Below are 24691 nucleotides of genomic sequence, written 5' to 3' on the forward strand. Positions count from 1 at the left end.
GAATCCCGATCCGGAAATTCAGCAGTCCATTAAGGTCCTCGACAAGAAGACCGGCAAGATCGTCAAGACCATCCGCGTTACGGAAATGAAAAACGCCGTTGCTGTACATAGCGAATTCAACCAAGACGGTTCCGAAGTTTGGGTGTCCGTGTGGGTTCGTGGCGGCAAGGCAACCTGGTTGGACGGTCATATCATTGTATATGACTCAAAGACCTTGGAGAAAAAGGCCGAAATTAAAGGCCTCGAAACGCCAACAGGTAAGTTCAACGTGTACAACCGCGTACACCACAACACCTAAGGCACTGTAAGTGAGGGGGAGGACTGCTCTTGCGGTCTTCCCCCTTAACTTTCAAACGATTACACACATTTCAGTACTGTACAGTTTTCTTCATAAAATGGGGCTTGATGAATTATGCGCGGCTTATGGAAGGCATTTTGGTCACCGACTTCTCGATTTAGCGTCGGGGCCGTGATGATCGTCGGGGGTATTGCAGGGATTATTTTTTGGGGTGGCTTTAACACCTTTATGGAATACACCAACACCTTGGAATTCTGTGTCTCCTGTCACGAGATGGAACAGAAAGTCTACAAAGAATACAAAAAAAGCGTGCACTATTCTAATCCGTCAGGCGTCCGCGCCATCTGTTCCGACTGCCATGTGCCGAAGGAATGGGGACCGAAGATGATCCGTAAAATCAAAGCGTCCAACGAACTGCTGCACAAAGTTCTCGGCACCATCGACACGCCCGAAAAGTTTGAAGCCAAGCGCTTCCAATTGGCCAAAAATGTCTGGGCCGCGATGGAAGCTAACGATTCACACGAATGTCGCAATTGCCATGACTACGGCGCCATGCACTGGGAAAAACAGCGTCGCCGCTCAAGCGAAAAAATGCAGGTCGCGTATAAAGAAAAGAAGACCTGTATTGAATGTCACAAAGGCATAGCGCATAATTTACCGGCTGAAGCCATGGCGCAGGAAGAAGATGATGTTCCAGCACGTCCAGCTGTCGATCCACAGGCTGCGCCCAAACCCCTAAAATCCATGGATAAATTCCTCGAAGAGGAATGAACCATAACCTGTCACATCAAATAACATTCTCACGAAAGGCAGACGTCATGAATATCACTACTCTTTCTCTACACGGTATGCGCAGTGGCATTTTAAGCGGATTTGTCGTTGCCGCAGGCCTTGTGGCGTTCGCCCCCCAGGCCCAGGCTCTTTCTCCCGAAGGTATGCTTGCGCGCGGTGGTCAGCTTTACGACTGGTACTATCAGATTACCCAAGGCGACGTTCCCAAAGACACCCACGCCTTAATGCCAGCCGATTCCGGATCAAGCGGCAAAAAGACGTGGCGGTGCTCAGAATGTCACGGCTTCAACTATGCGGGTGATCTTGGCCTGCCCGGCATCCTCAGCGCGGCCGGTAAATCGCCTGACGACATCGTCGCCATCTTGAAAGACGCTAAACACAACTACACGTCAGCCATGTTCACGGATACGGATTTCCAATCCTTGGGGCTGTTTGTTTCCAAGGGCGTGACGGACGTCTCCAAAGTGTCCGGCGATGCGACCAAGGGTAAAGGGTACTTTGAAACCATTTGCTTGGCCTGTCATGGCATGGACGGCAAGAAGATCACCGACATGCCACCGGTGGGCGCCGTGGTCAACAAATTGCCGGATCGCTCTTTGCACCGCATTCGCTTCAGCAAACCTGGTGACAGCATGCCGGCACTGGCTGCATTGCCGTTGGATGTCGCCGTGGATGTCTGGACCTATGCCAAGACACTTCCTCAGGAATAAATCGAGTGAATCGTTCTGCTCAAATCATTTGTCTTCTTACCACCCTGGCCGTTCCCGTATTTGCGGGAACGGCTCAGGCGACAGATCCTGCTGAACGAGAAGCCATTTGTGCCAACGCTCAGGCGCGGTTCGACACAATGACAGAGCTGCCGCCCGAAGCCCCCGGCACCGTGCGTGTCTTAATGCTGAAATATACCTTCTGCCCATCACCCTTGACGGTGGCCAAAGGGACGACGGTGCGTTTCATCAATGTCGAAAAACGAACCTCTCACAGTGTCTGGTTCAAAGACGCAGGCCGCGAAGAAAGTCCACGCTTATTCCCGATTGAGTTTTGGGAAGAGACCTTCGACACCCCAGGCAAATATCCTTATCTGTGCGGTCCCCATTGGGAACGAAACGACATGAGGGGTTTTATCGAAGTCACCGAATAGCCCTTTGTCCATCCCTATAGAAATAAACCCCGTCAGCGCCCATTGGCACCCGGGGTTATTTTTTGTGCTCACAATTTGAAATACGGTGTGAAGTGGGACGGAGAGAGAGGAGAGGGATGTTCCCTCCGTCCCAATGGTAAAGGTCTGAGCCATTCATCGTCATGTCCGGCTTAGACACTATAACCACCGCGATGACCAGCCGTTCTCTGGTCACCAGGTGCTGTGACAATCGCAATTATTTCGACTGCTACACAATCCACATCTTGCCATCAAGGTCTGACAAGTGGGAAACTTCACAATACATTTATGGAGAAACAGACCCGCTTCGTCCTTGATCAAAATCAATCCACGCCTGTTCATTTGACGATATGATATTTTTATAATCCCGCAATAGCGTCCGCAAAAGGAGTCCTGAAAACGTGTCTTTAATCCAATGGACCGAAACAATGAAGGTGGGCATCCCATCAGTTGATTTTGAACACAAAGCTTTGATCGATGAGATCAATGCATTGGGGGATTTGCTTGAAACGAACACTGCGGTGGATAAAATCACAGCGCGACTTGGCGCCATTCACGCCCTGATCGAAGGACACTTTGCGCTGGAAGAAAAGATCATGCTCGACATGGGCTACAACGGCTACCATGCGCATAAAGAAGATCACAATCGACTGTTAGAACAAATCCGCGACATCATGGACGATACCGTGGTTGCTGACCAAGTGGATATCGCCGCCACGCTTGGGGCGCGGCTCGACGCTTGGTTCTCCGTTCACCTGCGCACCTTTGACCGCAGTTTTCACACACATATCAAGTCATAAAACCCGATGGGGTTTCCCTTCACTTGAAATAAAACTTGTGTTCGTTTTCGTTGAAACCAACGATCAGGTTTTGCGTCGGCTTGACGTTGACGATTTGACTCAAAACATGGGTAAATGGTTTGCTGGGGTCGCCGTCATTCATACGCACCGTGATCTGGTGTTCACCAGCTGAAATAAAGAATTTCTCATAGAAGCTGGACGATCCGTCACGCCTAAACCCTGCCGGAACGGCGGTGCCTCTAAAGAGGACTTGACCATCCATATCCAGTTCCAGCTTGATCTCCGCACGTTCGCGTGAACACTTCATTTGAGAGCGCATGTTTGGTGCCAGTTCCGCCAGTTCCGACTTCGAGCGTTGCACACACGCCTCGACACGCTGTCCGGGGTGGCTCAAATTCAATTTAATCTGGGCTTCCCCTGCGCCTAAATAAGTGTAGCTTGGGTTGGTTGCAAACACACTTACGACCGTCATAAACAGCCCATATGTAACACCTTGTGCAAGCCAATATTTTGAAGGCCGGGTCGCCGCATGGTCTTCGCGCTGGAGCGTGCCCGCTTTGGATTCGCGGCGTTTGTTGATGCGCTCTTGATGTTCCGACTGCAAACGCTTGCGTTCAATTTTGGCGGTGTCTTTGTAAAACAGATTTTTTACGCCGATGTGCCACACGAATGAAAAATAAATCGGCGCAAAAACGGCAAACGGAACGGCATAAAACCAAACGGCATTGTCACCAGTGAAAAAATCAAACATCGCCGTTCTCCGTCTCGCTGACATGATCACTTAACACCGCGAGTTCATCCTTAAACGTTTTTACGGTGTTGTTGAGCAATTGCTCATCCAATGGCGAAGCCCACAAGGTGCGAATGCGTTCGCGCGGCACGCGTTTCCTCAGATAAGGATCGCGGCGCCCTTCCAGGCGATCTTGCATCCATTGCACGCCATACCGGAAGCGACATCCGCATTCAGGACAACCCGCCACCAAAACACCTTTGGCACCCTGGCTGATCATATAATCAATGAACGACGGCGGCATATGGGCCACACACGGAAGCTTCACAGCAGCCGTACCCGCAATGTTATCGACTTTTTGTCCATGATCGCATCCAACGATGACAATCCCGTCGGTGGCATTTTGCATGGCTTGATCGACCATTTTGCGCATGCCTTTGAGCGGCAAGTGGACCAAATCAATACCCGTAATCAATTCATCTTCCGCACGGAAGGGCGTAGACGTTGGGCACGCCCCCACACATATGCCACACCGTGTGCACAAGGCGGCATCGACAACCGCTTCTTGTTCGTAGGGCAAACCGTCGCTGCGCGGGACCATTTCAATGGCGCCATAAGGGCAATCTTCATAACAGCGTTTACAGCCATTACATTTATCCAGCGTTACGACGGCAGGCTCATGTTGACGCATCGGCGGAAGCCACGGCATCGCCATCACAAACAATGATCCCCCGATGGCCACAGCCCACATCACGCCCGGTCCCCAAGCGTCAAACAAGGGGTAAAACGCCATGTAGTACCAATCCAATTCCAGTTCCGTCGGAATGACATCAAGATTGGCCTTGAGATGACTGACCGCCGGATTCACCAGCGACAACACCGTCAACGCCACCAACGTGCCAATGGCCAATCCTCGGGGCGGATTGATTTTGGGTTGGCTGACGCGGATCACATGGATCCACATCATGAATAACAAAAACAACGGTCCGAAGATGTGGACAAAAACCAGCAGTGTGAAGAAACGATCATTCAAAGACCCTTCGGCCAAGAAATTGGTCGCCACCGGTTCCCCAAATATACCCAGCAAGTCGAGCCATTCCATTGACCCGATGGCCACGTACTGGGCCAACTGATCCCACACCAGCCAGTAGCCCGATAGGCCCGATACATACAGCAGCCAAATCACCAACACACCCGTAAACCACGCATACCAACGCACACCGCGGTACCGATCAAACGACCATTCGCGAATCAAGTGCAGCGACATGGTCAAGACCATGCCGTCCGAAGAGTAGCGATGCAGGCTGCGCATGATACCTGCGAACCACCACTGCTCATTGGTCATATACTCAACGGATTCGTAGGCCCCATTTACAGACGTTTCAAAAAACACGTACACGATGATGCCGGTGATCGCAGCGACAAAGTACAAGTAAAATGCCACCGTCCCCAGTTGACGCATGGGGTTCCATTCCGGACCAAAGGCTCGGTCGTACTCTTTGTCTGCGCGCAGAAAAAAGTTTTGAATAAAGATGCGAATTGAGGTCAAGACGTTCACGGCCAGGGCCCTTTTTTCTCTATTGGTTTGTTTTTAAGTGCCCGTTAAAGGCTTGGGCCTGGAGATGGTTTTTGTTCCCGCAAACGCAATTGATTGCGTTTGTGGTTTTGCCATAGCCATTTCAACAAGAACGTCATCATGCCTAAGATGACCGTTGCCCCGACCAATATGCGGAAAAAAATGGAATAGCGAAAACGGTATTGGTCCGCGGTCGGGTCGTAGATGGTGCAAAACAACCGTACCTTGTTGATCAGATCGCTAAGGCTGGAAAATGGCGACGCCGTGCCAAAAACCAAACTTTTTAACGGCTCGACAAAATGTGGAGCCTCAAACTGCTCGCCGTAAATCTGGCGAAACACAACCCCGTTTTTGTCCAAAATCGTGGTCTGCGTTAAATGGTCAAATCCTTTGGCGGATTCGAAAAATTGAAATCCTAAGTCTTCGCTTAACGCTGTTACGGCCAATAAATCTCCACTGAGAAATTTCCAGTGGTCATTAATCTTTACACCGTACTTGCGCGCAAAACTTTTCATTTGCACAGGGTTGTCCGCCCCAATGTCAAAGCCTATGGTTACGATCGAATAGCTATCGTCGCCCAGTGCGTCGCGGGCCATTTCATCAACGTTTTGCAACGTCGCCGTAATCACCGGACAAACATCCGCGCAACTGGAATAGATCAACGAAATCACCAGTGGCTTACCGCGAAAATCTGAAAGAGAAATGCGATTGCCTTGGGTGTCGCGAAAACTGTAATCACCGATGGCCCGACCAATGGCCGCCTGAGACAGCGCCAATGCTTTTTCTTCATCCAAGGCACCGGTGTACGAATTGGAAATCGTGCCGGGCGCTTGCTGGCCTGCGTGAGCGTCAGATGACACCGCCACGACCGCTGCACAGAGCGTCGCGGCGAGCATTATTGTCATCATTCGCTTTTTCATGATTTTTTTGTTCATTCGGCTCACCCACAAAGCCTTGAGTGTGGCTTGCCCACAAGCCAGCCTGCAAGATTAAGAAAGGGCGGATACTATTCTGTGGGCATCGTAGTATCCGCCCCCCCGGAGCACCCTTCTAAAAGGGTGCGTGCGGTTAGCTCATACCCCAAACGCTCGCCAAGTATTTCCAGTTGACGAAGTAGTAAAGGACAAAAGCTGTTAGGAACACCAGAGCCAACACGAAGGTTCCAGGAACCTCCAAGGTGCTGGCACTGCCGTATTCAGTTGCGGCACCACCGATCGGTGCGGCCGGAGCTTCTTCGGCTGCAGGCGCAGGCACTTTAGCCTTACCAAACAAAATCGTGCTGACCATGTTGAGGATAAAGATACCCCCACCAATGCCGCCGATTACACCCGAAATCCCTGCCAAGCCCATCATCATATAGGCGGCGGCGGGGAACTCATGCACCATCATGGCGTCGGCGAACGAGATATCCCAGTGACGACGAGGAACACCAAGCGTACCCGCACCCATCATGAAGATTGATGCCAGACCCATACCGAGACCGAACAGGTACGGTTGCCATTTGGCAAGACCCGGGAACACCAGTTCTTTCTGCCACAACACCGGAACCAACCAGTATGCCATCGCCATGAAGGCCAAGGTCGTACCGACCACGACCGTGCCATGGAAGTGACCCGGAACATACAAGGTGTTGTGAATGATGATGTTGAGCTGTTCTGTGCCCATCATAACGCCCGTGATACCGCCCAAGAAGCCGAACAACACGACCGACAGAGCAAATCCAGCAAATACCGGATTACCCCAAGGCGCTTTGCGGAGCCACTCGAACAGACCGCGGTTGTAGCCTTTTTTGCGCAACGCGGCTTCGACCGCACCCGGAACCGTCAGGCCATGAAGCATGGAACCCAAAACAGCCAAGTACAGAGCGTAAGACGTGTTGAAGATTTTCCATTCGGAACTGATGCCCGGATCGACCAAGATGTGGTGAGCGGATGCCAGTTGCAAGAACAGAATGTAGAACAAAAAGGCGGTGCGGCTGACTTTTTCGGACAGCGGTTTGGCACCGAACAAGATGGCCGCAATAGCGTACCAGCAGGCAATCTGCGCTGCCACGTTGATCTGCTGAGACGAGTGTCCCAAGCCCCACCAGATGACACGATACATCAACGTATCGATGTTGCCGATAAAACCCAACGACCAGAAGAATGTTGGGATCAAAATCACTGCGCCCGCCAAGATGGTGAACACGGCAATAATCGCCGCCGTCATCGCACCAAACGTGACCAGCGGGATTGAACCCTCATAGGTCTTATCGCGTTTGGCGATATACAAGGTCGAGAAAAAGACCACGCAGCCCATCAACGCACCCACGGCAAACAAAATCACGCCGAGGTAAAAATGCGGTGCTGCCATCATCGGAACGTAAGACGTGAACATCACGCTGCTTTCGCCCTGCAACACTGCAACGTTGGTGATCAAAGCGCCGACCAACATAAGCGTATACTGAACCCATCCAAGCCAAGGCGCGGCCAGTCTGGTTTTCAACAATATTGACGACGTGAAATACAGCAAGGCCATCTCGAAAAAGATAATCCAAACCAACAACACGTCTAAACCGTGCGCCGTCAGCGCCAGGTAAAATAAATCAGCGTCCAATAAGTGAACCGCAGGCCAACGCGTCAGCGCGACCAAGATGCCGAACAAGCCGCCGACGAGCAAGAAGACAACGGCGGTAACCGCGTTCCACTTGATCAATTTGTCAGCCGCAAGATCGATTGCGAACCCGGTGTCCGGGCAAGTTCTAAATTGTGCCATGACCCGTTTCCTCACTTATCGACCACATGAATTTTGCCGACCATCGTATGATGGCCAATACCGCAAAATTCGTTACAAACAACACTGAACTCACCAGAGCTCGTGGGCGTTACCGTCAACACCATGTCGTATCCAGGGTGGATCTCTAAATTGATGTTTTCCGGCTGTAAGGAAAAGCCATGCATCCAGTCCATGGATGACAAGTGCAAGCGATAGGATTGTCCCTTTTCCAATTCCAGGACCGGCCACCACTCCCACAAACGACCAAGCATATAAACGTCGCTGCCTGCAGGAGGACGAACCACAGGCACGCCTGTGTCACCTTCTTCGCCAACTTTATATTTCGCAGCCATCTCTTCAGTACGTTTTGCAAACACTTCAGGACGAATGCGATACGCTTCGTTGGAAAGGTTCTGGCTACCGTTAATGTGCCAATACGGCATCATAAAGAACATCACCAGCGCCCAAATCAGCGCAATAAAAATCCATAAAACTTCCGATTTTTCAACCGGTTCGTTCCACCAAACCCGTTTTGTTGGGGGAAAAATAGCCATGCTCATGCCCCCCTTACGGTGCTACGGGGATGGAGACGATCTCCATCACACCCCAAATGATATAAATAACCGTCGGCATTGCGACACCGATAAACAGAAGAATAAATGGAGAATCCAATAACTTCTGCATAAAGGGTATCGACCCCCCGTCGCCCGCATGTGTGCTGTCATGCTCTGACATACAACTTCCTCCCAATCAGCAGCCATCTAGGACAGAATTCAGGAGTGGTTGATGGCCGTTCCACACGTGGTTACCCAGAATTCTGGTTTAATATCTCCTAACTCTGCCCCCGACTTCCTTGACCAAGATCAAATTGTCAAAACCTGTGTACGATTGACGGTCGTCAATGCATATACCTATCCGCGCGCTCAATATTTCTATCAAGCGACTTGTGGGCAGGCTTGAGCTTTAAAATCCTTCATTAATTAGGGGACAGTGCATGCCACCCAACGCCGATCAGACGACACTGGATATGTTCGGTATCTTGGTTGAACACATTCCCGATAATTTGTTGCTGGAGCCGCTCGAATATATTTTTGCCGACCACTGTCGGCAGAAAGATTTATGTCGTGCGTTGAAGGTTTTAGCCAAGCAAAGTCAGGCAAGCGACGTGGCCACGGAAACGGCCACGACCATTTTGCAGTGCTTGCGCCACGATCTGGCCCTGCACATTGCGGATGAAGAGCAAGACCTGTTCCCCCGCTTGCGTGAACGTGCCATACCGAGTGATAAAATCGAAGACACCTTGCGGTTGCTGGGTTCGGAGCATATGCGCGATCGCGAACTGGTTGAAATCGTTATGGTGGGCCTCCAGAAAATCGCTGAAGTCAAACCTGTCAGCGACATTCAAGCGTTCCGCACAGCGGCAGAGATGCTGTCGGAAATCCATCTATCCCACTTAAATTGGGAAAACACCGTCATTTTGGAATTGGCACGTCTGCGCCTAAATGCCGATGATCAACGCGAAATGGCCAAAAGCATGGCAGCGCGGCGTGGTATCAATTTACCCCAACTTGACTAACAGCCCATCGATTGGGTCGTAATCATCGCGCGTAACGCGTCGAGATCTTTGATCACCACGTCGTGGCCTGCGCTTTGAACGCCAACGGTTTTGAGTTTTGCCAGGGCACGCGAAAATGTTTCCGGCTGCATGCCTAGGCGTGCCGCAATCAAAGACTTGTCCAGCGGCAACGTGATGGTCGCCGTTCCGTTGGTGGAATTGGATAAACTGAGAAGAAAGTCCGCCAAGCGTTCCGTGGAGGACATGCTGCACATTTGATGCAGTTTGGTGACGTTCTGACGCATTTGCCGCGACATGGACCCCAGCATATTGAAGGTAAAGTTCATGTTTTCATGGAGTTGGCGCACCAAGCCTTCTGCATGAACCACCAACAGCCGGACATCGGTGATGGCAACCGCGCTGACGGGGAAGACGCTGCTGTCAAATATGGCGGCTTCGGCAAAACTTTCCCCAGGCGACGAAACGGAAATCACCACTTCCTGACCGCTTTCCGTCAATCTGAACAGTTTGATCCAACCATCCATAACAACAAAAAAACGATCTGCAGGGTCACCTTCCATAAACAATGTGGTGTGATCGGGATAGCGGCGAATGGAACTGGTCGCCAACAACTTGCGCAAGTCGCTGGGCACCATCCCAGAAAATAAATACACCTGACCTAAGCGGCGAATGTCATCACGGGTTATCCCCGTGCGCAGCTCAAAATCATCAACTTCTTTGGACAACTGCCCCATGCCCGTTCCCCTTTGCCCACAGCCGTTACGGCAGCACAATTGGCCGCCGAAAATACTTCCCTGCAAAAAGTTACACTATTCAAATCCAAAAGACGAGTGTTTCAAATTGGCATAAAGCCATAAAATAAATATGGTTTTATCAAGAGGCCATCACTGCGCCGCATCAACCTTTTCATTTGCACTGGTGTCCGTTTCACCTTTCGGTTCATTTTTCACCGTCGCCAGCGCTTCGAATACTTGCCGACGATGGCGCAGTTCTTCTTCCAGTTTTTCCACCAACATGGCGTAACGTTCTGGATTATTGCGTTGAACCCGACGGAAACGGTTTTCCAACTCCAACAAATCGGTGACCGGCCGGGTGGGCGCTTTGCTGTCCAGTTGCAGAGGCGCTTTGCCCTCCGTCAGCAACCGTGGATCATACCGATACAGCGGCCAGTAGCCACTTTCCACGGCGATGGCCTGGTGTTCCAGGCTGTGTTCCAATTCGTAACCATGCTCTCCGCACGGAGAGTTGGCGATGATCAACGAAGGGCCGTCAAATTGTTCCGCTTCCTGGAACGCCTTGATGGTTTGCGCGTCCTTGGCCCCCAGCGCCACGGACGCCACATACACATGGCCATAGGTGAGCGCCATCAGCCCCAAGTCCTTTTTTGGCAAGGCTTTACCCTCACTGGCAAACTTCGCCGCCGCCGTGAGCGGTGTGGCCTTGGATTGCTGACCGCCGGTGTTGGAATAGACTTCGGTGTCCATCACCAAGATGTTGACGTTGGCGCCCGACGCCAACACGTGATCCACGCCGCCAAAACCGATGTCATAGGCCCAGCCGTCACCGCCCAAAATCCACAGGGTCTTTTTCACCAAGTGATCCGCAATCACGCTTAAGCGGGCCGCCAGTTCGCCATCTATGGTGGCGAGCTTTTCTTTTAACGTTTTCACTCGCTCGCGTTGTGCCTTCACACCGGCCTCGGTGGATTGATCGGCACTCAACAGCGCATCGACAAACCCCCCATCGGACAAATCCCCGCGCAAGTTTTCCACCAACTCCATCGCAATGGCGTGGTGTTGATCCAGACCCAAACGCAGCCCCAAACCAAACTCGGCATTGTCTTCAAACAAGGAATTCGCCCACGCCGGACCGCGGCCGTTGGCATCGCAGGCATAGGGCGTGGTCGGCAGGTTGCCACCGTAAATCGATGAACACCCGGTGGCGTTGGCGATCACGGCGCGATCGCCATACAACTGGGTCAGCAACTTGATGTAAGGTGTTTCCCCACACCCCGAACAGGCCCCGGAAAATTCAAACAGCGGCTCGGCGAACTGAGTCATTTTGACATTACCGCGCATCAAGGTGCGGTCGATTTCGGGCAAGTCGAGGAAAAACTTAAAGTTTTCCCGTTCTTGAACACGCAAGGGCGGCTGCGCCTGCATAACCAACGACAGACGCTCCGGATCTTTTTTGTCTTTACCGGGACACACCATCACGCACAGTTTGCACCCTGTGCAGTCTTCGGGGGCCACTTGAACCGAATACTTCGCCCCTTCACCAAACTCTTTGCCCTTATAGTCCATGGCCTTAAACGTCTGAGGCGCACCCGCGATGGCACCACCGTCATACGCCTTCACCCGAATGGCGGCGTGCGGGCAAACCAGGGCACACTTGTTGCACTGGATGCACAGCTCTTCTATCCAGGTTGGAATTTCCGCCGCCAGATTGCGCTTTTCCCATTGCGCCGTATCGGAAGGCCACGTGCCGTCCACAGGGAACGCGCTGACGGGCAACAAATCGCCTTTGCCCGCCAACATTTTAGCGGTGACGTTTTTCACAAAATCCGGGGCATCCGCAGACACGATGGGGGGAATGTCGAAAGCTGAACTGACCGTGTTCGGCACATCGACTTGTTCCATGTGCGCTAACGCCGCGTCCACCACCGCGTTGTTCATCTCCACAACTTTGCGTCCCTTTGAGCCATAGCTTTTGGCAATAGCGTCTTTGATATAGCCGATGGATTTGTCATAATCCAAAAAATCGGACAGGGCGAAGAAACACACCATCATCACCGTATTGATGCGCTTGCCCATGCCGGCATCGGCGGCGATTTTGCGCGCATTGATGACGTAAAACTTCAGCTCTTTTTCAACGATCAGCTTTTGTACCGAACGGGGCAAGTTGTCCCACACATCATCCTTGCCATAGGGCGCGTTCAACAAAAACGTTCCGCCTTGGGTGGCGTGGCTCAAGATGTCGAGGGTGTCGAGGAAATGAAACTGGTGGCACGCCAAAAACTCGGCTTCGTGAATCAAGTATGAAGAGCGAATCGGATCTGTTGCAAATCGCAGATGAGAAATGGTCACCGCACCGGCTTTTTTGGAATCGTAAACAAAATAGCCCTGCACATAATTGTCGGTGTTGTCGGCAATGATCTTGATGGCGTTTTTGTTTGCGCCGACCGTACCGTCTGAGCCCAAACCAAAAAACATCGCCCGGTGCATGGTGCCCGGCTCATAACAATTTCCGCACTCGTCCCAATCCAAAGACAAGCCCGATACATCGTCATAAATACCGATGGTGAAGGTTGGCTTGGGCTTGGGTTTGGACAATTCGTCAAACACCGCTTTGGCCATGGATGCGGTAAAGTCTTTAGACGACAAACCAAACCGTCCACCGATCACTTTTATGTTACGTCCCGCCCGGTTCAGCGCTGCAACAACATCCAAATACAAAGGCTCGCCAATCGCACCGCTTTCTTTGGTCCGTTCCAAAACCGCAATCGATTTTACGGACGCGGGCAACGCATCGACAAACCGTTCAACACTGAACGGGCGGTACAAACGCACTTGCAAAACGCCAACTTTTTCAGCGCCGCTGTTCAAGACGTCGACGGTTTCATGCACGGTTTCACCCGCCGAACCCATGACGATCACCACACGTTCAGCATCCGGTGCACCATGATATTCATACAGGGCATATGAACGCCCGGTGAGTTTTGCGAACTTTTCAAACGCATCAGAGACAAACCCTGGAACCGCGTCGTGATAAAGATTGCGCGCTTCTTGCATCTGGAAAAAGGTATCAGGATTTTGGCTGGTGCCGCGCACGATGGGATTGTCCGGTGTCATGCCCCGTTCGCGGTGCGCCTGAATCAAATCGGCGGGCAGCATCTCTTTCAGCACATCATCTTCAAGGTATTCAATTTTTGACACTTCGTGTGAGGTGCGAAATCCATCAAAAAAGTGCATGAACGGAACCCGCGATGCATAGGTCGCCGCCTGAGCGACACAGGCAAAGTCCTGGGCCTCTTGCACCGTGGCGCTCGACAACATGGCGACACCGGTTTGGCGACACGCCATCACATCGGAATGATCGCAGAAAATCGACAGCGCATGGGTGGCAATGGTGCGCGCCGCAACATGCATGCAAAAGGGCAACAGCTCCCCCGCAATCTTGTACAGATTGGGGATCATCAACAACAAGCCTTGCGACGACGTAAAGGTCGTCGTCAAAGCGCCCGACTGCAATGCACCGTGCACCGCGCCCGCAGCCCCGGCTTCGGATTGCATTTCCACCACATGCGGAATGCTGCCCCAAACGTTACGCCGCTTTTGAGCCGACCAAGCTTCGGACAGCTCTCCCATGGTTGATGAGGGCGTTATCGGATAAATGGCGATCACTTCGTTCATACGATGGGCAACAGAGGCGACGGCTTCGTTACCATCAACGGCAACCATGCGTTTTTTTGTCATTGGAGGGGCTCCGGATTCTTTACGATTGCAAGTCTGTTATAGATCTTGCCAACATGCACCAGACGCACTCTGCCATGAGCTGAAAAACCATGTTCTGAGAGCGTCGTTTTTGAGCGCAGTTTAAACCCACATCACCACGTTCGAGGTCCACCACTTTAAGCGACGAAGCCGAGCCCGGCTAGGCCTTATGCCAAGATTTTGAAAAATTTCCCGGTCAAAAGTATGACTTTCATCAAGGCTTCGGTTCAACCGGAGAGGCCGGAGAAACGGGTGGTGAAGACGGCACAGCGGATGCAGACGCCTCTGGCGACTTGGCATTTGGATCCCACAGCGCCGTATAGACGGTGACAGATTCGTCAAAGCCCTTCATGTCCAAATCGGCAAAGCGCTCAAATTTGAGATCTTTTTTGCCTTGGCACAGGCCGTGTACGGACCCCGACACCAACACCTGTCCGGCACTGGCTTTATCGACGATGCGCGCCGCCAACTGCACGGTCGAGCCGAACAAGTCGTCGTCTTCGGCAATCGGCTCACCGGTATTCAGGCCAATTTTGAGACCCAATACGTGTTCCGGATCTGTGGCGTTGTGCGCCTGGGTGCGTCTTTGCATTTCCATGGCGGCCTCAACCCCCGCCGATGCGGACGGAAACGACGCCATAATGCCGTCACCGGTGTGCTTGATTTCCTTCCCGGAAAAACCTTGAAGGGCTTCGCGAACGATGCGGTTATGCGCGCGCACGACCTCTTGCGCGCCCTCATCTCCCAGCATTTGGGTCATTGCGGTGGAGCCCGCAATATCGGTGAACAAAACCGTCACCGGCTGGCCCGCGCCATCGTTTTTCGACTTTGGTTTTTCCCAATCGCCGAGCGCATCCGAAAGCGCGCCGCGGGGACCGACATTGCTTTCAAGGTAATCCCCCATGGCGGCGCGACCATTTTGAAACATCTCTGAATAGCGTGGATTGGAAATCAGATACTCATCAATGTGTTGAACAAAGTGCTCGGCGCGCTCTTTGCTCAGCCCCACGCTGCCCAAAGCTTGCAGCATCACCGTGTTGGCAACGTCGTCAGGCAATTTGTGCTGGTGGCGCAAAGACTGCATCGCGCCAACCAAAAACAGCACCAGTCCAAACACGGTATGCGCTTCTTGCTTGGACTTATCCCCTTGCAAAACATCAAAAGCATCTTGGGTGAACGCATTCATGGTGATCAGTTCGGACCGGGCGTCAATTTCGGCGCGCAGGGCGGCCTCTTCCTCGGCCTTTTTGCGGGCCTCTTCTTCGGCTCGTTTGCGCTGCTCTTCTTCGGCCTTCATCGCGGCTTCTAAAGCATTCTTTTCGTCTTCTTCAGCCTGCTTCTTGCGCTCTGCCTCGCTCACAGGCTCAAAGTTTTCTTCTTCTTCCGTGTAGTGAGAAGGCGTCAAGCGCGGGTCACGACGGCGTTTGGCAGGTGAAGGCTGAGCGGCCGGGCGCGCCCGCAAAATCGGCGCAATGGCTTTCATCCCGACCAAGATACGCGTCACCAAAGCCAGAGCCGTAATCACGAACACAAACAGGAAAACCAGATTGAGAAAATCTGATTTTTTTAACATCCCCAGCGAGTCGATGTTTTGCAGTGAAATGGAAGTGATCTGCGTCACCACCAAGGCCGCCGCCAGCGAGAACAGCAGTGAGACCAAGATTTTGACCAACACAGCCATGATGGAGCCGCCCTTTTTCGGCGATTCTTCGTTGCTGGCCTCGCGCACATCGCCGACTTTCGATGCCTGTGACGCGTTCGGCATGTTCCGGGGTTTCGACGGCACAGGTTTGCCCGGTTCATGCGGCTTGTGTTCATAAATGGTGAGCGAGCGGCTGGCCCCGGCCTTGGCGTCATAATACTCTTTGACCACCTTCACGCCCTTAACGGTGGAGACCTTCGCCAAGGATTTTGCGTCCTGCACAGCCGTGTGTTGTCCGCTTGCGGGGTAGACGCCCTGCGCCTCCCACCGCGTACCGGAGTGGACCAAAAGCTCATACGTAACTTCTTCTTTCTGCGCCATGCACAGGACCCACAATCAGAGCACACCAATACGCCAATGGGTTAATCCCACCAGCTTTTATACGATTTACAAATCAATTTACGCCGAAAAGTCCGAAATCCCAAGGGGTTGCGTAAAAATTTGCTAAATTATGAATAATCTTATGATTATCGGGGTTTGCCAAAGCGTCTGCTTTTGCCTAACCTCCGCCCCGCTTGGCAAAATCATGCCTTCAATCCAGCCCAAAAGGACCCACCTGTGAAAGTCGACCTGTTCGATTTTGAACTGCCTCAGACCTCCATCGCTCAGCACCCGGCGAGTCCGAAGGACACCGCGCGCCTGCTGGTCGTCGGTGACCAAGCCTTTGAAGATACATGTGTATTGGAGCTAGCGGCACATTTGCGCGCAAACGACATCTTGGTCTTCAACGACACCAAGGTGATCCCCGCACGCCTCGTCGGCAAGCGCGGCGAAGCGGGCGTTGAAGTCACCTTGCACAAACGCGTCAGTGCCGACACCTGGTACGTTTTTGCCCGCCCGGCCAAAAAACTGAAAATTGGCGACACCGTTCACTTCGCCGACGATTTATCCGCCGACGTGTGCGAAAAAACCGACAGCGGCGAAGTTTTGCTCCATTTCAGTCGCACAGACGATCCCTTGATGGAAACCTTGCAGCGCGTCGGCGTCATGCCCCTGCCGCCCTATATCAAGCGCCCCAAAACAGGTGAAGCCCAAGACGGGAATGATTACCAAACCCTGTTCGCCACCCATTTGGGCGCGGTCGCTGCCCCTACGGCGGGCCTGCATTTTACAGAACGCATGATGGCGTCCCTAACTGATCGCGGCATCAAAACCGCGCGGGTCACCTTGCACGTGGGGGCAGGCACCTTTTTGCCGGTCAAGGTCGAAGATACGCGCGACCACAAAATGCACAGCGAATGGGGTGAAATCAGCGCCGAGACGGCCGCCGCCATCAACCAAGCCCGCAGGAATGGGGGCCGCGTGGTGGCCGTTGGCACCACGTCTTTGCGCTTGTTGGAAAGCGCCGCCCAAGACAACGGCACATTAGCGGCCTTTTCCGGCGACACCGATATTTTCATCACCCCCGGTTATCGGTTTAAAATCGTCGATGTGTTGATGAGCAACTTTCATCTGCCCAAATCGACCCTGTTCATGCTGGTCAGCGCCTTTGCGGGTCTGAAGCGCATGAAAGCCGCTTACAATCATGCCATTCAATCGGGCTACCGCTTTTATTCATACGGCGATGCGTGCCTTTTGGCTCGCGACGAGGACACCTCTTTATGACGACATTTGGTTTTGAACTGTTGGGCAGCGATGGGCAGGCCCGCACCGGGCGCGTTTCCACCGCGCACGGAGCCATCCAAACCCCGGCCTTTATGCCCGTCGGCACCGCCGCCACCGTCAAAGCCATGACATCTGAGAGCGTCAAGGCCACGGGGGCGGAAATTTTGTTGGGCAACACCTATCATTTGATGCTGCGCCCGGGTGCCGAGCGCATCGCCAAGCTGGGCGGGCTGCACACGTTCATGAATTGGGATTTGCCCATTCTGACCGACAGCGGCGGCTATCAGGTCATGAGCCTGACGGATTTGCGCAAACTTGACGAAGAGGGTGTAACGTTCAGAAGCCACATTGACGGCAGCTATCACAAGCTCACCCCGGAACGCTCCATCGAAGTCCAGCACCTGTTGGACGCCGACATCACCATGTGTTTCGACGAATGCCCGCCGTTTCCGTGCGAAAAGGACGAAGTGGCGCGCGCCACCGAACTCAGCATGCGGTGGGCCAAGCGGTCCCGCGACGCCTTTGTCGATCGTCCTGGCTACGGCCTGTTTGGCATCTGTCAGGGTGGCGTGCACGAAGACTTGCGTGAAATGTCGGCCAAGGCGCTCATCGACATCGGCTTTGATGGCTACGCCGTGGGCGGCTTGGCGGTGGGCGAAGGGCGCGAGATGATGTTTGCGTCGTTAGACGTCACCACGCCCCATCTGCCAACGGATAAACCGCGCTATTTGATGGGTGTGGGCAAGCCCGAAGACATCGTCGGCGCGGTGGCGCGGGGCATTGATATGTTCGACTGCGTGCTGCCGACCCGCTCGGGTCGCACCGGACAAGCGTGGACGCCCGGTGGCTCCATCAACATCCGCAATGCGCGCCACGCCGAAGACCCGCGCCCGCTGGACGCCAACTGTGCGTGCCCCGCGTGCACCAACCATTCGCGCGCTTATCTGCATCACTTGACCAAAGCCGATGAGATTTTGGGCGCCATGCTTTTGACGTGGCACAACTTGCACTATTATCAAGACCTGATGCGGGCCATTCGCCAAGCCATTGGGGAAGGCCGCTTTAGCCAATTCCAAGCCGACTTCGCCGCCACCCGCGAACGGGGTGATATCGAAGCCTTATCGATTTGATGTGAGGACGACGCACATGACGAATGAAAATTTGGGTCACCCCAGTCAATTGGGCCAACTCGGCCACCAAGTCGAAGCCCCCACCTCTCCGGACGAAGCGATGCTGGAAACCGTGCCCAATCCGCAAGCGGGGACTGATTATGTGGCGCGCTTTTCCGCGCCCGAATTCACCTCCGTGTGCCCCGTTACCGGACAGCCCGACTTTGCCCATTTGGTGATCGATTACATCCCCGCTGACAAGCTGGTGGAAAGCAAATCGTTCAAACTTTACTTGGGCAGCTTTCGCAACCACGGCGCTTTTCACGAAGACTGCACCATCGCCATCGCGAAAAAATTCATTGAAGCCGCCAAGCCCAAATGGCTGCGCATCGGCGGCTACTGGTACCCCCGCGGCGGCATCCCCATCGACGTCTTCTACCAAACCGGAACCCCACCCGAAGGCGTATGGATTCCCGACCAGGGCGTGCAGGGGTATCGGGGGCGGGGGTAAGTCTCGTGCCTTGACCGCCAAATTGATTACCCTTAAAATTTCTACCACAGGATGTGGGGAGGGCAGATGAAAATATCTCAACGTGAGCTCGTCGAATCTGCTGCACTCAACGGCATTGCATCAGACATTGCTGATAACTTGTGGAGAACGCTAGAAGAGCGTGCCCAATGGCGGCCTCGCTTCGATTTGGTTCATGTCCTGTATTATGCGGGCGCACTGATCGTGATTTTGGCGATGTCGGTGTTTTTAACCACTGCATGGTCTAAAATCGGTGCCTCCGCGCTGTTCTCATTTGCAGGCCTCTACGCGGTCTTATTCCTGATGTTGGCGGAATGGATGAAGGGTCGTCCGGGCTTATCCGTTCCAACTGGCTTGGTGGCAACCATGGCGGTGGTCATGGTGCCGCTGATGATCTACGCCCTGCAAGAATGGTTTCATCTGTGGCCAGCGGATCAATTGCCTGGCACGTACCACAATTTCTACGCCTGGGTCAGAAGCATGTGGTTGCAAATGGAGCTGTGGACTCTAATCGCCGGAATGCTCATATTCTGGCGCTATCAATATCCCTTTATTGTTTTGCCTATAGCTGTGTGCTTATGGTTTGTCTCCATGGACTTGGCCCCGCTGATTGTTGGCAGTTATCCCGATCTCCTTAATCATGCAACGGCCTCAAAAGAAGAAAAGGATGCATACTGGGCAACCGTGACCACGCTCCTCAACCTCAGAAAATGGGTGAGTCTTTTTTTTGGTGCGGCAATGATCGCTCTTTCCTATTCGATCGATCGGCGCACCAAGCAGGACTATGCCTTTTGGATTTACCTCTTTGGTCTTATGGCCTTTTGGGGTGGCTTGACCACGATGGACAGCACCAATGAACTCGGAAAGTTCATCTATGCCTTAATTAACTTCGGTCTTTTAGGATTGGGCATTTTTTTGGGACGCCGCGCATTTCTGGTGTTCGGAGCCCTCGGCATTACTTCATACCTCGGACACTTGGCTTTTAAGATATTTGAAAATTCTTTGTTTTTCCCGGTGGCACTGGTTGCCTTCGGTCTCAGCATGATTGGCTTAGGCGTTTTTTTCTATCGCCATGGCAAGACGTGGGAAGCTAAAATCATTTCCTCTCTGCCAACGTGGATGATTGGCTTACGCCCGCAACACCGCGAACTGCCGGAAATTGACCGCCCCGTTTGAGACTTGACTGCACACGCATGGAGAAAGCGCCTTGTCAAAACCAATCCTCATCATTGGCAACAAAAACTATTCGTCGTGGTCGTTGCGCCCGTGGCTGGCGCTGTCTGTAGCGGGGATAGCGTTTGAGGAGCAATTGGTCAAATTGTTCGACGACGACTGGGCGGCGAGCAAGGCTAAGTTACCCAGCGGCACGGTGCCGGTGTTGGAGCATGACGGGCTGGTGATTTGGGAGACTTTGGCGATTTTGGAATATATCGCCGAGACTTGGCCCGACGCCCATTTGTGGCCCCAGGACAAGGCGGCACGGGCACGGGCGCGGGTGGTGTCCAACGAAATGCATGCGGGCTTTGGCGCGGTGCGTTCTCATATGCCCATGAACATTCGCGCGTCTCACCCGGGGCGCGGGCGCGGCGAGGGCGATGCGGCCTTGGCCGTTGAGCGCGACATTCGCCGCATTGAAGCGATTTGGACCGAGTGTCGAGACACCTTCGGTCAAGGCGGCGACTTCCTGTTCGGCGCGTTTTCCAACGCCGACGCCATGTTTGCCCCAGTGGTAAGCCGCTTCACCACGTATGACGTGAACCTCAACACCACTGCGCAAATGTATATGGCCGCAATCCAAAACATGCCCGCCATGCAGGCGTGGTCGATTGCTGCCCGGGCCGAGCCGTGGATCGTCAAAGAAGATGAAATCGATTAGCCCGTATACACGCAGCCTGCGGTGCATGTTTCTTTCACGGCGACTTTGCTTAAGCCCGGCAATGCAGGTTTGACTTGGGCCCAAATCCACTTCGCGATGTTTTCGCTGGTGGGGTTTTCCAGGCCCTTGATATCATTCAGGTAATAATGGTCCAGACGATCTAAGGTCGGTTTGAACGCGGCTTTTATATCGGCAAAATCGACGACCCATCCGGTCACTTCATCGACAGGGCCGGACACGGTCAAGGTGACCTCGAACGAATGGCCGTGCAAGCGTTTGCATTTGTGGCCCTCGGGAACGTTGGGCAAGTCGTGAGCCGCCTCGAAGGTGAAAATTTTGTAGATGTCCATAAATCCGGTCCGTTTTGGGTCTAACGTATGTTGAGCACCTTATGCGTTTGCAGGCTTAAACGCCACTGGGGATGCGCGCGGCAATAGTCGATCGCCAATACGACGTTTTGCGCCGCATCGGGTCCGTCCTTGGGCTGCACATAAAAATGCGCGAAGTCCAAGGCGGCGAAGCTGTCCAAGTCCAGGCCCGCTTGCGGATATACCACCTTTAATTCGTCGCCCGCCGTGACCACCAACGCCGCGCCCGCTTTCGGCGAAATCGCGATCCAGTCGAGGCCGTCGGGCAAAACTTGCGTGCCGTTGCTTTCGATGGCGATTTCAAAACCGTGGCCATGCAAGGCGTCGATCAGCGCTGCGTCCACCTGCAAGCCCGGCTCACCGCCGGTCAGGATGACGAATTTATGCTCCGCTCCGCCCTTATGCTCCACATGTGTAGGCCACAATTGCAAAATTGCAGCGGCCAAGGTCTCGGCATCTGGGTATTTATCACCGCCGACAAAGTCGGTATCGCAAAAATCGCACGCCGCAGCGCTCCGGTCCGCTTCGCGTCCCGACCACAAATTGCACCCGGCAAAGCGACAAAAGACCGAGGCCCGGCCGCTGTTGGCGCCTTCGCCTTGCAAGGAATAAAACAATTCTTTGACCTGATAGGTCATGGCTCAAGAGCCCTCTTGGTAACGCATGGGATCAACCAAGCCCGCTTCGTGAAAGCCCTTCAAGCGCAACTGGCAAGCATCACAATGACCGCATGCCGCACCCGTTACGTCTGGATCATAACACGAAATGGTCAGACCATAATCAACCTGCAACTGGGTTCCCTTGGCGATGATCTCGGCCTTGCTCATGTGGATCAGGGGGGTGTGAATGCGCACCGGGGCGGTGCCTTCGACCCCGCCTTTGGTGGCCAGATTGGCCAAAGTCTCGAACGCGGCGATGTATTCGGGGCGGCAATCGGGATAGCCGGAATAATCCAGCGCATTGACGCCAATGAAAATATCGCCGGTGCCCAAGGTTTCCGCCCAGCCCAGCGCGCACGACAAAAACACCGTGTTGCGCGCCGGAACGTAGGTGACGGGAATGGAGCCCTGCATCTCCTGGGCGTTTCGGTCTTTGGGCACGGCGATGTCGGACGTCAAGGCGGAGCCACCGAATTGCGACAAGTCCAGGTCCAAAATCACGTGCTGGGCAACCCGGGCAGCTTTGGCGATGCGGGTTGCGCATTCCAGCTCAAAACTGTGGCGCTGGCCGTAACGAAAGCTCAGCGCGTGCACGCTGTAGCCCGCATCCTGGGCGATGGCGAGCACGGTGGTGGAATCCAGACCGCCGCTTAGCAGCAGCACGGCGTTTTTATTCAGGCTTTGGGGCATCTTTACTTGCTCAACAGGGGGACTATGGCCCAGGATTAACCCGGTTTGAACTTTAAGGCAACAGCTCACCCCCATGGCGACTTCTGCACACGATAAAGACACCATCCGCGCCAAGGCCCTGGAACTGGGCTTCGATACCGTGGGCTTTGCCCCGGCTAAACTCGACGCGCACCATGGTGAAAACCTCAAAACCTATATTGAGCAAGGCCGTCACGCCACCATGGCATGGATGGAAGGGCGCCATGAGCAACGCGTCAGTCCCGATGCGCTGTGGCCTGACGCCAAGTCGGTGATCGTTTTGGGGGTCAATTACGGGCCGCGCACGGATCCCATCGCCATTCACGAACTCACAGATCGCGCCGCCATCAGCGTGTATGCCCAGGGCAAGGATTACCACGACGTGGTGAAAAAGCGCCTCAAAGCTCTGGGCCGCTGGTTGGTGGAAGAGTTCGCGTGTGAAATCAAAGTGTTCGTCGACACCGCCCCGGTGATGGAAAAGCCTCTGGCACAGTTGGCCGGCGTGGGCTGGCAGGGCAAACACACCAACGTGGTCAGCCGCGAATTCGGCTCATGGCTGTTTTTGGGTGAGGTGTTTACGACATTGGATTTAAAACCCGATGCGCCCGAAGTCGATCACTGCGGCACCTGCACGGCGTGTTTGGACGCGTGCCCCACCGGAGCCATTCAGCCCTACCAGATGGATGCCCGCAAATGCATTTCGTATTTAACCATCGAACACAAAGGGCCGATTGACGAAGATTTGATGGTCAACATGGGCAATCATGTTTACGGCTGTGACGATTGTTTGGCCGCCTGTCCGTGGACCAAGTTCAGTGTGCTGCATACGGAACCCAATTTTTTACCCCGTGTCGAGCTGACCGCACCGCGCTTGGCCGACATTGCCGGCCTGGGTGAAGAAGAGTTCCGCCAAGTGTTTGCAGGCAGCCCCATCAAACGCACCCGACGTAATGCTTTGGTGCGCAACGCCTTGATCGCCATTGCCAACGCCCATAAACCGCATTCGCGCGAAATCGCCCAATCTCTTCTGAACGATTTAAACGAAACCGTGCGCCATACGGCGCGTTGGGCTTTGGAACGGCTTTAATTAGCATGACAGATGGCCCCGAGTTTTCTACACTCCGCCCATGCACATAAGAAACTTTGCCCTCTCCATGTCTATGTTGCTGCTGGTTATATCGCTGGCTGGTGTGGCTTGTGCTGACAGTGCCTCCCCTCGGCGTTTTGCCGGCATCAAAGACTGCGACGCCTGCCCTGAACTCAGCATCATTCCACCGGGCACCTTCACCATGGGCACAGACAGTCGCCACAAATACGAGCGCCCCGCCCACACGGTCGTTATCGACAAGGCGTTCGCCATCGGCGTTTTTGAAGTGAGTTTTGACGAATGGCAAATCTGCTTTGACGAAGGCGCTTGTGGCACCGAGATGCCCAACGATCACAAATGGGGCATGGGCAACCGCCCCGTCATCAACATCACCTGGCATGACACAAAGCTGTATTTAAATTGGCTTCGCAAAAAAACCGGCAGAACCTACCGCTTGCCCAGCGAAGCGGAGTGGGAATACGCGACCCGCGCGGGCACCCAGACTGAATTTTGGTGGGGTGACGACATTGGCCTGGAAAAAGCCAATTGTCGAAATTGCGGTCCCGAAATCAGCCACCAGTCCTTGCCCGTGGACAGCTTTGCCCCCAATCCGTGGGGGCTCTACAACGTTCACGGCAATGTTTGGGAATGGACCGAAGATTGCTGGAACCCAACTTACGACGGTGCCCCCAGCACGGCCAAGCCTCGCATCGACGGCGATTGCCAGCAGCGCGTGATGCGCAGCGGGTCTTGGTATTATTTTTCCAAGAACCTCCGCTCGGCTTGGCGCGCCAAAAACAATGCAATGGTCAAAAGTTACGGCATCGGCTTTCGGGTCGTGCGTGAGCTGCCTTAACGATACGATACGGT

General features: G+C 53.8%; 25 protein-coding genes. 13 read left to right on the forward strand and 12 right to left on the reverse strand.

Annotation, left to right across the window (positions count from 1 at the left end; all coding sequences use genetic code 11):
* The 5 genes from BEN30_RS00085 to BEN30_RS00105 form a co-directional block, all read left to right on the forward strand.
* A partial coding sequence (locus BEN30_RS00085; RefSeq protein WP_281201818.1) for a cytochrome D1 domain-containing protein occupies nt 1-298 on the forward strand: 298 nt, incomplete at its 5' end.
* A 114-nt stretch (nt 299-412) separates the two neighbouring features.
* Entirely contained in the window at nt 413-1069 is a 657-nt protein-coding gene (locus BEN30_RS00090; protein WP_084004850.1) for a NapC/NirT family cytochrome c, read from the forward strand.
* Nucleotides 1070-1116: 47 nt separating this feature from the next.
* Nucleotides 1117-1800 (forward strand): cytochrome c, encoded by a 684-nt coding sequence (locus BEN30_RS00095; RefSeq protein ID WP_139134773.1) that lies wholly within the window; start codon nt 1117-1119, stop codon nt 1798-1800.
* A 5-nt stretch (nt 1801-1805) separates the two neighbouring features.
* On the forward strand, nt 1806-2231 hold the full coding sequence (locus tag BEN30_RS00100) for a plastocyanin/azurin family copper-binding protein (protein ID WP_245648942.1): 426 nt from the start codon (nt 1806-1808) through the stop codon (nt 2229-2231).
* Nucleotides 2232-2650: 419 nt separating this feature from the next.
* Nucleotides 2651-3049 (forward strand): bacteriohemerythrin, encoded by a 399-nt coding sequence (locus BEN30_RS00105; RefSeq protein ID WP_139134774.1) that lies wholly within the window; start codon nt 2651-2653, stop codon nt 3047-3049.
* A gap of 19 nt (nt 3050-3068) precedes the next feature.
* Here the strand turns inward: BEN30_RS00105 and BEN30_RS17615 are convergent, their stop codons facing one another.
* From BEN30_RS17615 to BEN30_RS18500, 6 genes are all read right to left on the reverse strand, one after another.
* Nucleotides 3069-3800 carry a hypothetical protein gene (locus BEN30_RS17615; RefSeq protein ID WP_084004851.1) on the reverse strand — a complete coding sequence of 244 codons (732 nt, stop codon included), beginning with the start codon at nt 3798-3800 and terminating at the stop codon, nt 3069-3071.
* The gene (locus tag BEN30_RS00115) at nt 3793-5337 is read right to left on the reverse strand and encodes a hydrogenase iron-sulfur subunit (protein ID WP_069956309.1); all 1545 of its coding nucleotides are present in this window, start codon (nt 5335-5337) and stop codon (nt 3793-3795) included. Before BEN30_RS00115 ends, BEN30_RS17615 begins: the two co-directional genes overlap by 8 nt.
* Before the next feature lie 44 nt (nt 5338-5381).
* Nucleotides 5382-6263, reverse strand: coding sequence for an SCO family protein (locus tag BEN30_RS00120; RefSeq protein WP_170826910.1), 882 nt, complete (start codon nt 6261-6263; stop codon nt 5382-5384).
* Between the two features lie 160 nt (nt 6264-6423).
* Nucleotides 6424-8109: a cbb3-type cytochrome c oxidase subunit I gene (locus BEN30_RS00125; protein WP_069956311.1), complete on the reverse strand. Its 1686-nt coding sequence runs from the start codon at nt 8107-8109 to the stop codon at nt 6424-6426.
* 11 nt (nt 8110-8120) lie between these two features.
* Nucleotides 8121-8663 (reverse strand): cupredoxin domain-containing protein, encoded by a 543-nt coding sequence (locus BEN30_RS00130; RefSeq protein ID WP_069956423.1) that lies wholly within the window; start codon nt 8661-8663, stop codon nt 8121-8123.
* Between the two features lie 13 nt (nt 8664-8676).
* Nucleotides 8677-8844 (reverse strand): hypothetical protein, encoded by a 168-nt coding sequence (locus tag BEN30_RS18500; protein WP_170826909.1) that lies wholly within the window; start codon nt 8842-8844, stop codon nt 8677-8679.
* Nucleotides 8845-9103: 259 nt separating this feature from the next.
* Between BEN30_RS18500 and BEN30_RS00135 the strand changes: the two genes are divergently transcribed.
* Nucleotides 9104-9685 (forward strand): hemerythrin domain-containing protein, encoded by a 582-nt coding sequence (locus tag BEN30_RS00135; protein WP_069956312.1) that lies wholly within the window; start codon nt 9104-9106, stop codon nt 9683-9685.
* Here the strand turns inward: BEN30_RS00135 and BEN30_RS00140 are convergent.
* From BEN30_RS00140 to BEN30_RS00150, 3 genes are all read right to left on the reverse strand, one after another.
* Entirely contained in the window at nt 9682-10419 is a 738-nt protein-coding gene (locus tag BEN30_RS00140) for a Crp/Fnr family transcriptional regulator (protein ID WP_069956313.1), read from the reverse strand. The genes BEN30_RS00135 and BEN30_RS00140 overlap by 4 nt on opposite strands.
* A gap of 150 nt (nt 10420-10569) precedes the next feature.
* A complete protein-coding gene (nifJ, locus tag BEN30_RS00145) occupies nt 10570-14160 on the reverse strand; it encodes a pyruvate:ferredoxin (flavodoxin) oxidoreductase (protein ID WP_084004852.1) in 3591 nt (1196 codons plus the stop codon).
* Nucleotides 14161-14392: 232 nt separating this feature from the next.
* Nucleotides 14393-16201, reverse strand: a complete 1809-nt coding sequence (locus tag BEN30_RS00150; RefSeq protein ID WP_069956314.1) for an adenylate/guanylate cyclase domain-containing protein — start codon at nt 16199-16201, stop codon at nt 14393-14395.
* A 237-nt stretch (nt 16202-16438) separates the two neighbouring features.
* Between BEN30_RS00150 and queA the strand changes: the two genes are divergently transcribed.
* The 5 genes from queA (at nt 16439) to BEN30_RS00175 (ending at nt 20999) form a co-directional block, all read left to right on the forward strand.
* The gene (gene queA, locus BEN30_RS00155; protein ID WP_069956315.1) at nt 16439-17485 is read left to right on the forward strand and encodes a tRNA preQ1(34) S-adenosylmethionine ribosyltransferase-isomerase QueA; all 1047 of its coding nucleotides are present in this window, start codon (nt 16439-16441) and stop codon (nt 17483-17485) included.
* Nucleotides 17482-18615, forward strand: coding sequence for a tRNA guanosine(34) transglycosylase Tgt (tgt, locus tag BEN30_RS00160; RefSeq protein WP_069956316.1), 1134 nt, complete (start codon nt 17482-17484; stop codon nt 18613-18615). The genes queA and tgt overlap by 4 nt, the downstream gene beginning before the upstream one ends.
* A 16-nt stretch (nt 18616-18631) precedes the next feature.
* Complete coding sequence (queF, locus tag BEN30_RS00165; protein ID WP_069956317.1) at nt 18632-19105, forward strand: preQ(1) synthase; 474 nt, start codon at nt 18632-18634, stop codon at nt 19103-19105.
* Nucleotides 19106-19171: 66 nt separating this feature from the next.
* The gene (locus tag BEN30_RS00170) at nt 19172-20299 is read left to right on the forward strand and encodes a hypothetical protein (RefSeq protein WP_069956318.1); all 1128 of its coding nucleotides are present in this window, start codon (nt 19172-19174) and stop codon (nt 20297-20299) included.
* A gap of 31 nt (nt 20300-20330) precedes the next feature.
* Nucleotides 20331-20999, forward strand: a complete 669-nt coding sequence (locus BEN30_RS00175; protein ID WP_069956319.1) for a glutathione S-transferase family protein — start codon at nt 20331-20333, stop codon at nt 20997-20999.
* Here the strand turns inward: BEN30_RS00175 and queD are convergent.
* From queD to queC, 3 genes are read right to left on the reverse strand one after another with little or no spacing between them, the layout of a single operon-like run.
* On the reverse strand, nt 20996-21349 hold the full coding sequence (queD, locus tag BEN30_RS00180) for a 6-carboxytetrahydropterin synthase QueD (RefSeq protein ID WP_069956320.1): 354 nt from the start codon (nt 21347-21349) through the stop codon (nt 20996-20998). The genes BEN30_RS00175 and queD overlap by 4 nt on opposite strands.
* Nucleotides 21350-21369: 20 nt before the next feature.
* Entirely contained in the window at nt 21370-22005 is a 636-nt protein-coding gene (gene queE, locus BEN30_RS18210) for a 7-carboxy-7-deazaguanine synthase (RefSeq protein ID WP_069956321.1), read from the reverse strand.
* Nucleotides 22006-22008: 3 nt separating this feature from the next.
* Nucleotides 22009-22716, reverse strand: a complete 708-nt coding sequence (queC, locus tag BEN30_RS18215) for a 7-cyano-7-deazaguanine synthase QueC (protein WP_069956322.1) — start codon at nt 22714-22716, stop codon at nt 22009-22011.
* A 73-nt stretch (nt 22717-22789) separates the two neighbouring features.
* On the opposite strand from queC, the gene queG reads away from it, so the two are divergent.
* Both queG and BEN30_RS00200 read left to right on the forward strand, forming a co-directional pair.
* The gene (queG, locus tag BEN30_RS00195) at nt 22790-23821 is read left to right on the forward strand and encodes a tRNA epoxyqueuosine(34) reductase QueG (RefSeq protein WP_069956323.1); all 1032 of its coding nucleotides are present in this window, start codon (nt 22790-22792) and stop codon (nt 23819-23821) included.
* Nucleotides 23822-23888: 67 nt separating this feature from the next.
* A complete protein-coding gene (locus tag BEN30_RS00200; RefSeq protein ID WP_170826911.1) occupies nt 23889-24677 on the forward strand; it encodes a formylglycine-generating enzyme family protein in 789 nt (262 codons plus the stop codon).
* Nucleotides 24678-24691 lie beyond the last annotated feature (14 nt).

The sequence above is a fragment of the Magnetovibrio blakemorei genome, from assembly GCF_001746755.1.
Classification (GTDB): Bacteria; Pseudomonadota; Alphaproteobacteria; order Rhodospirillales; family Magnetovibrionaceae; genus Magnetovibrio; species Magnetovibrio blakemorei.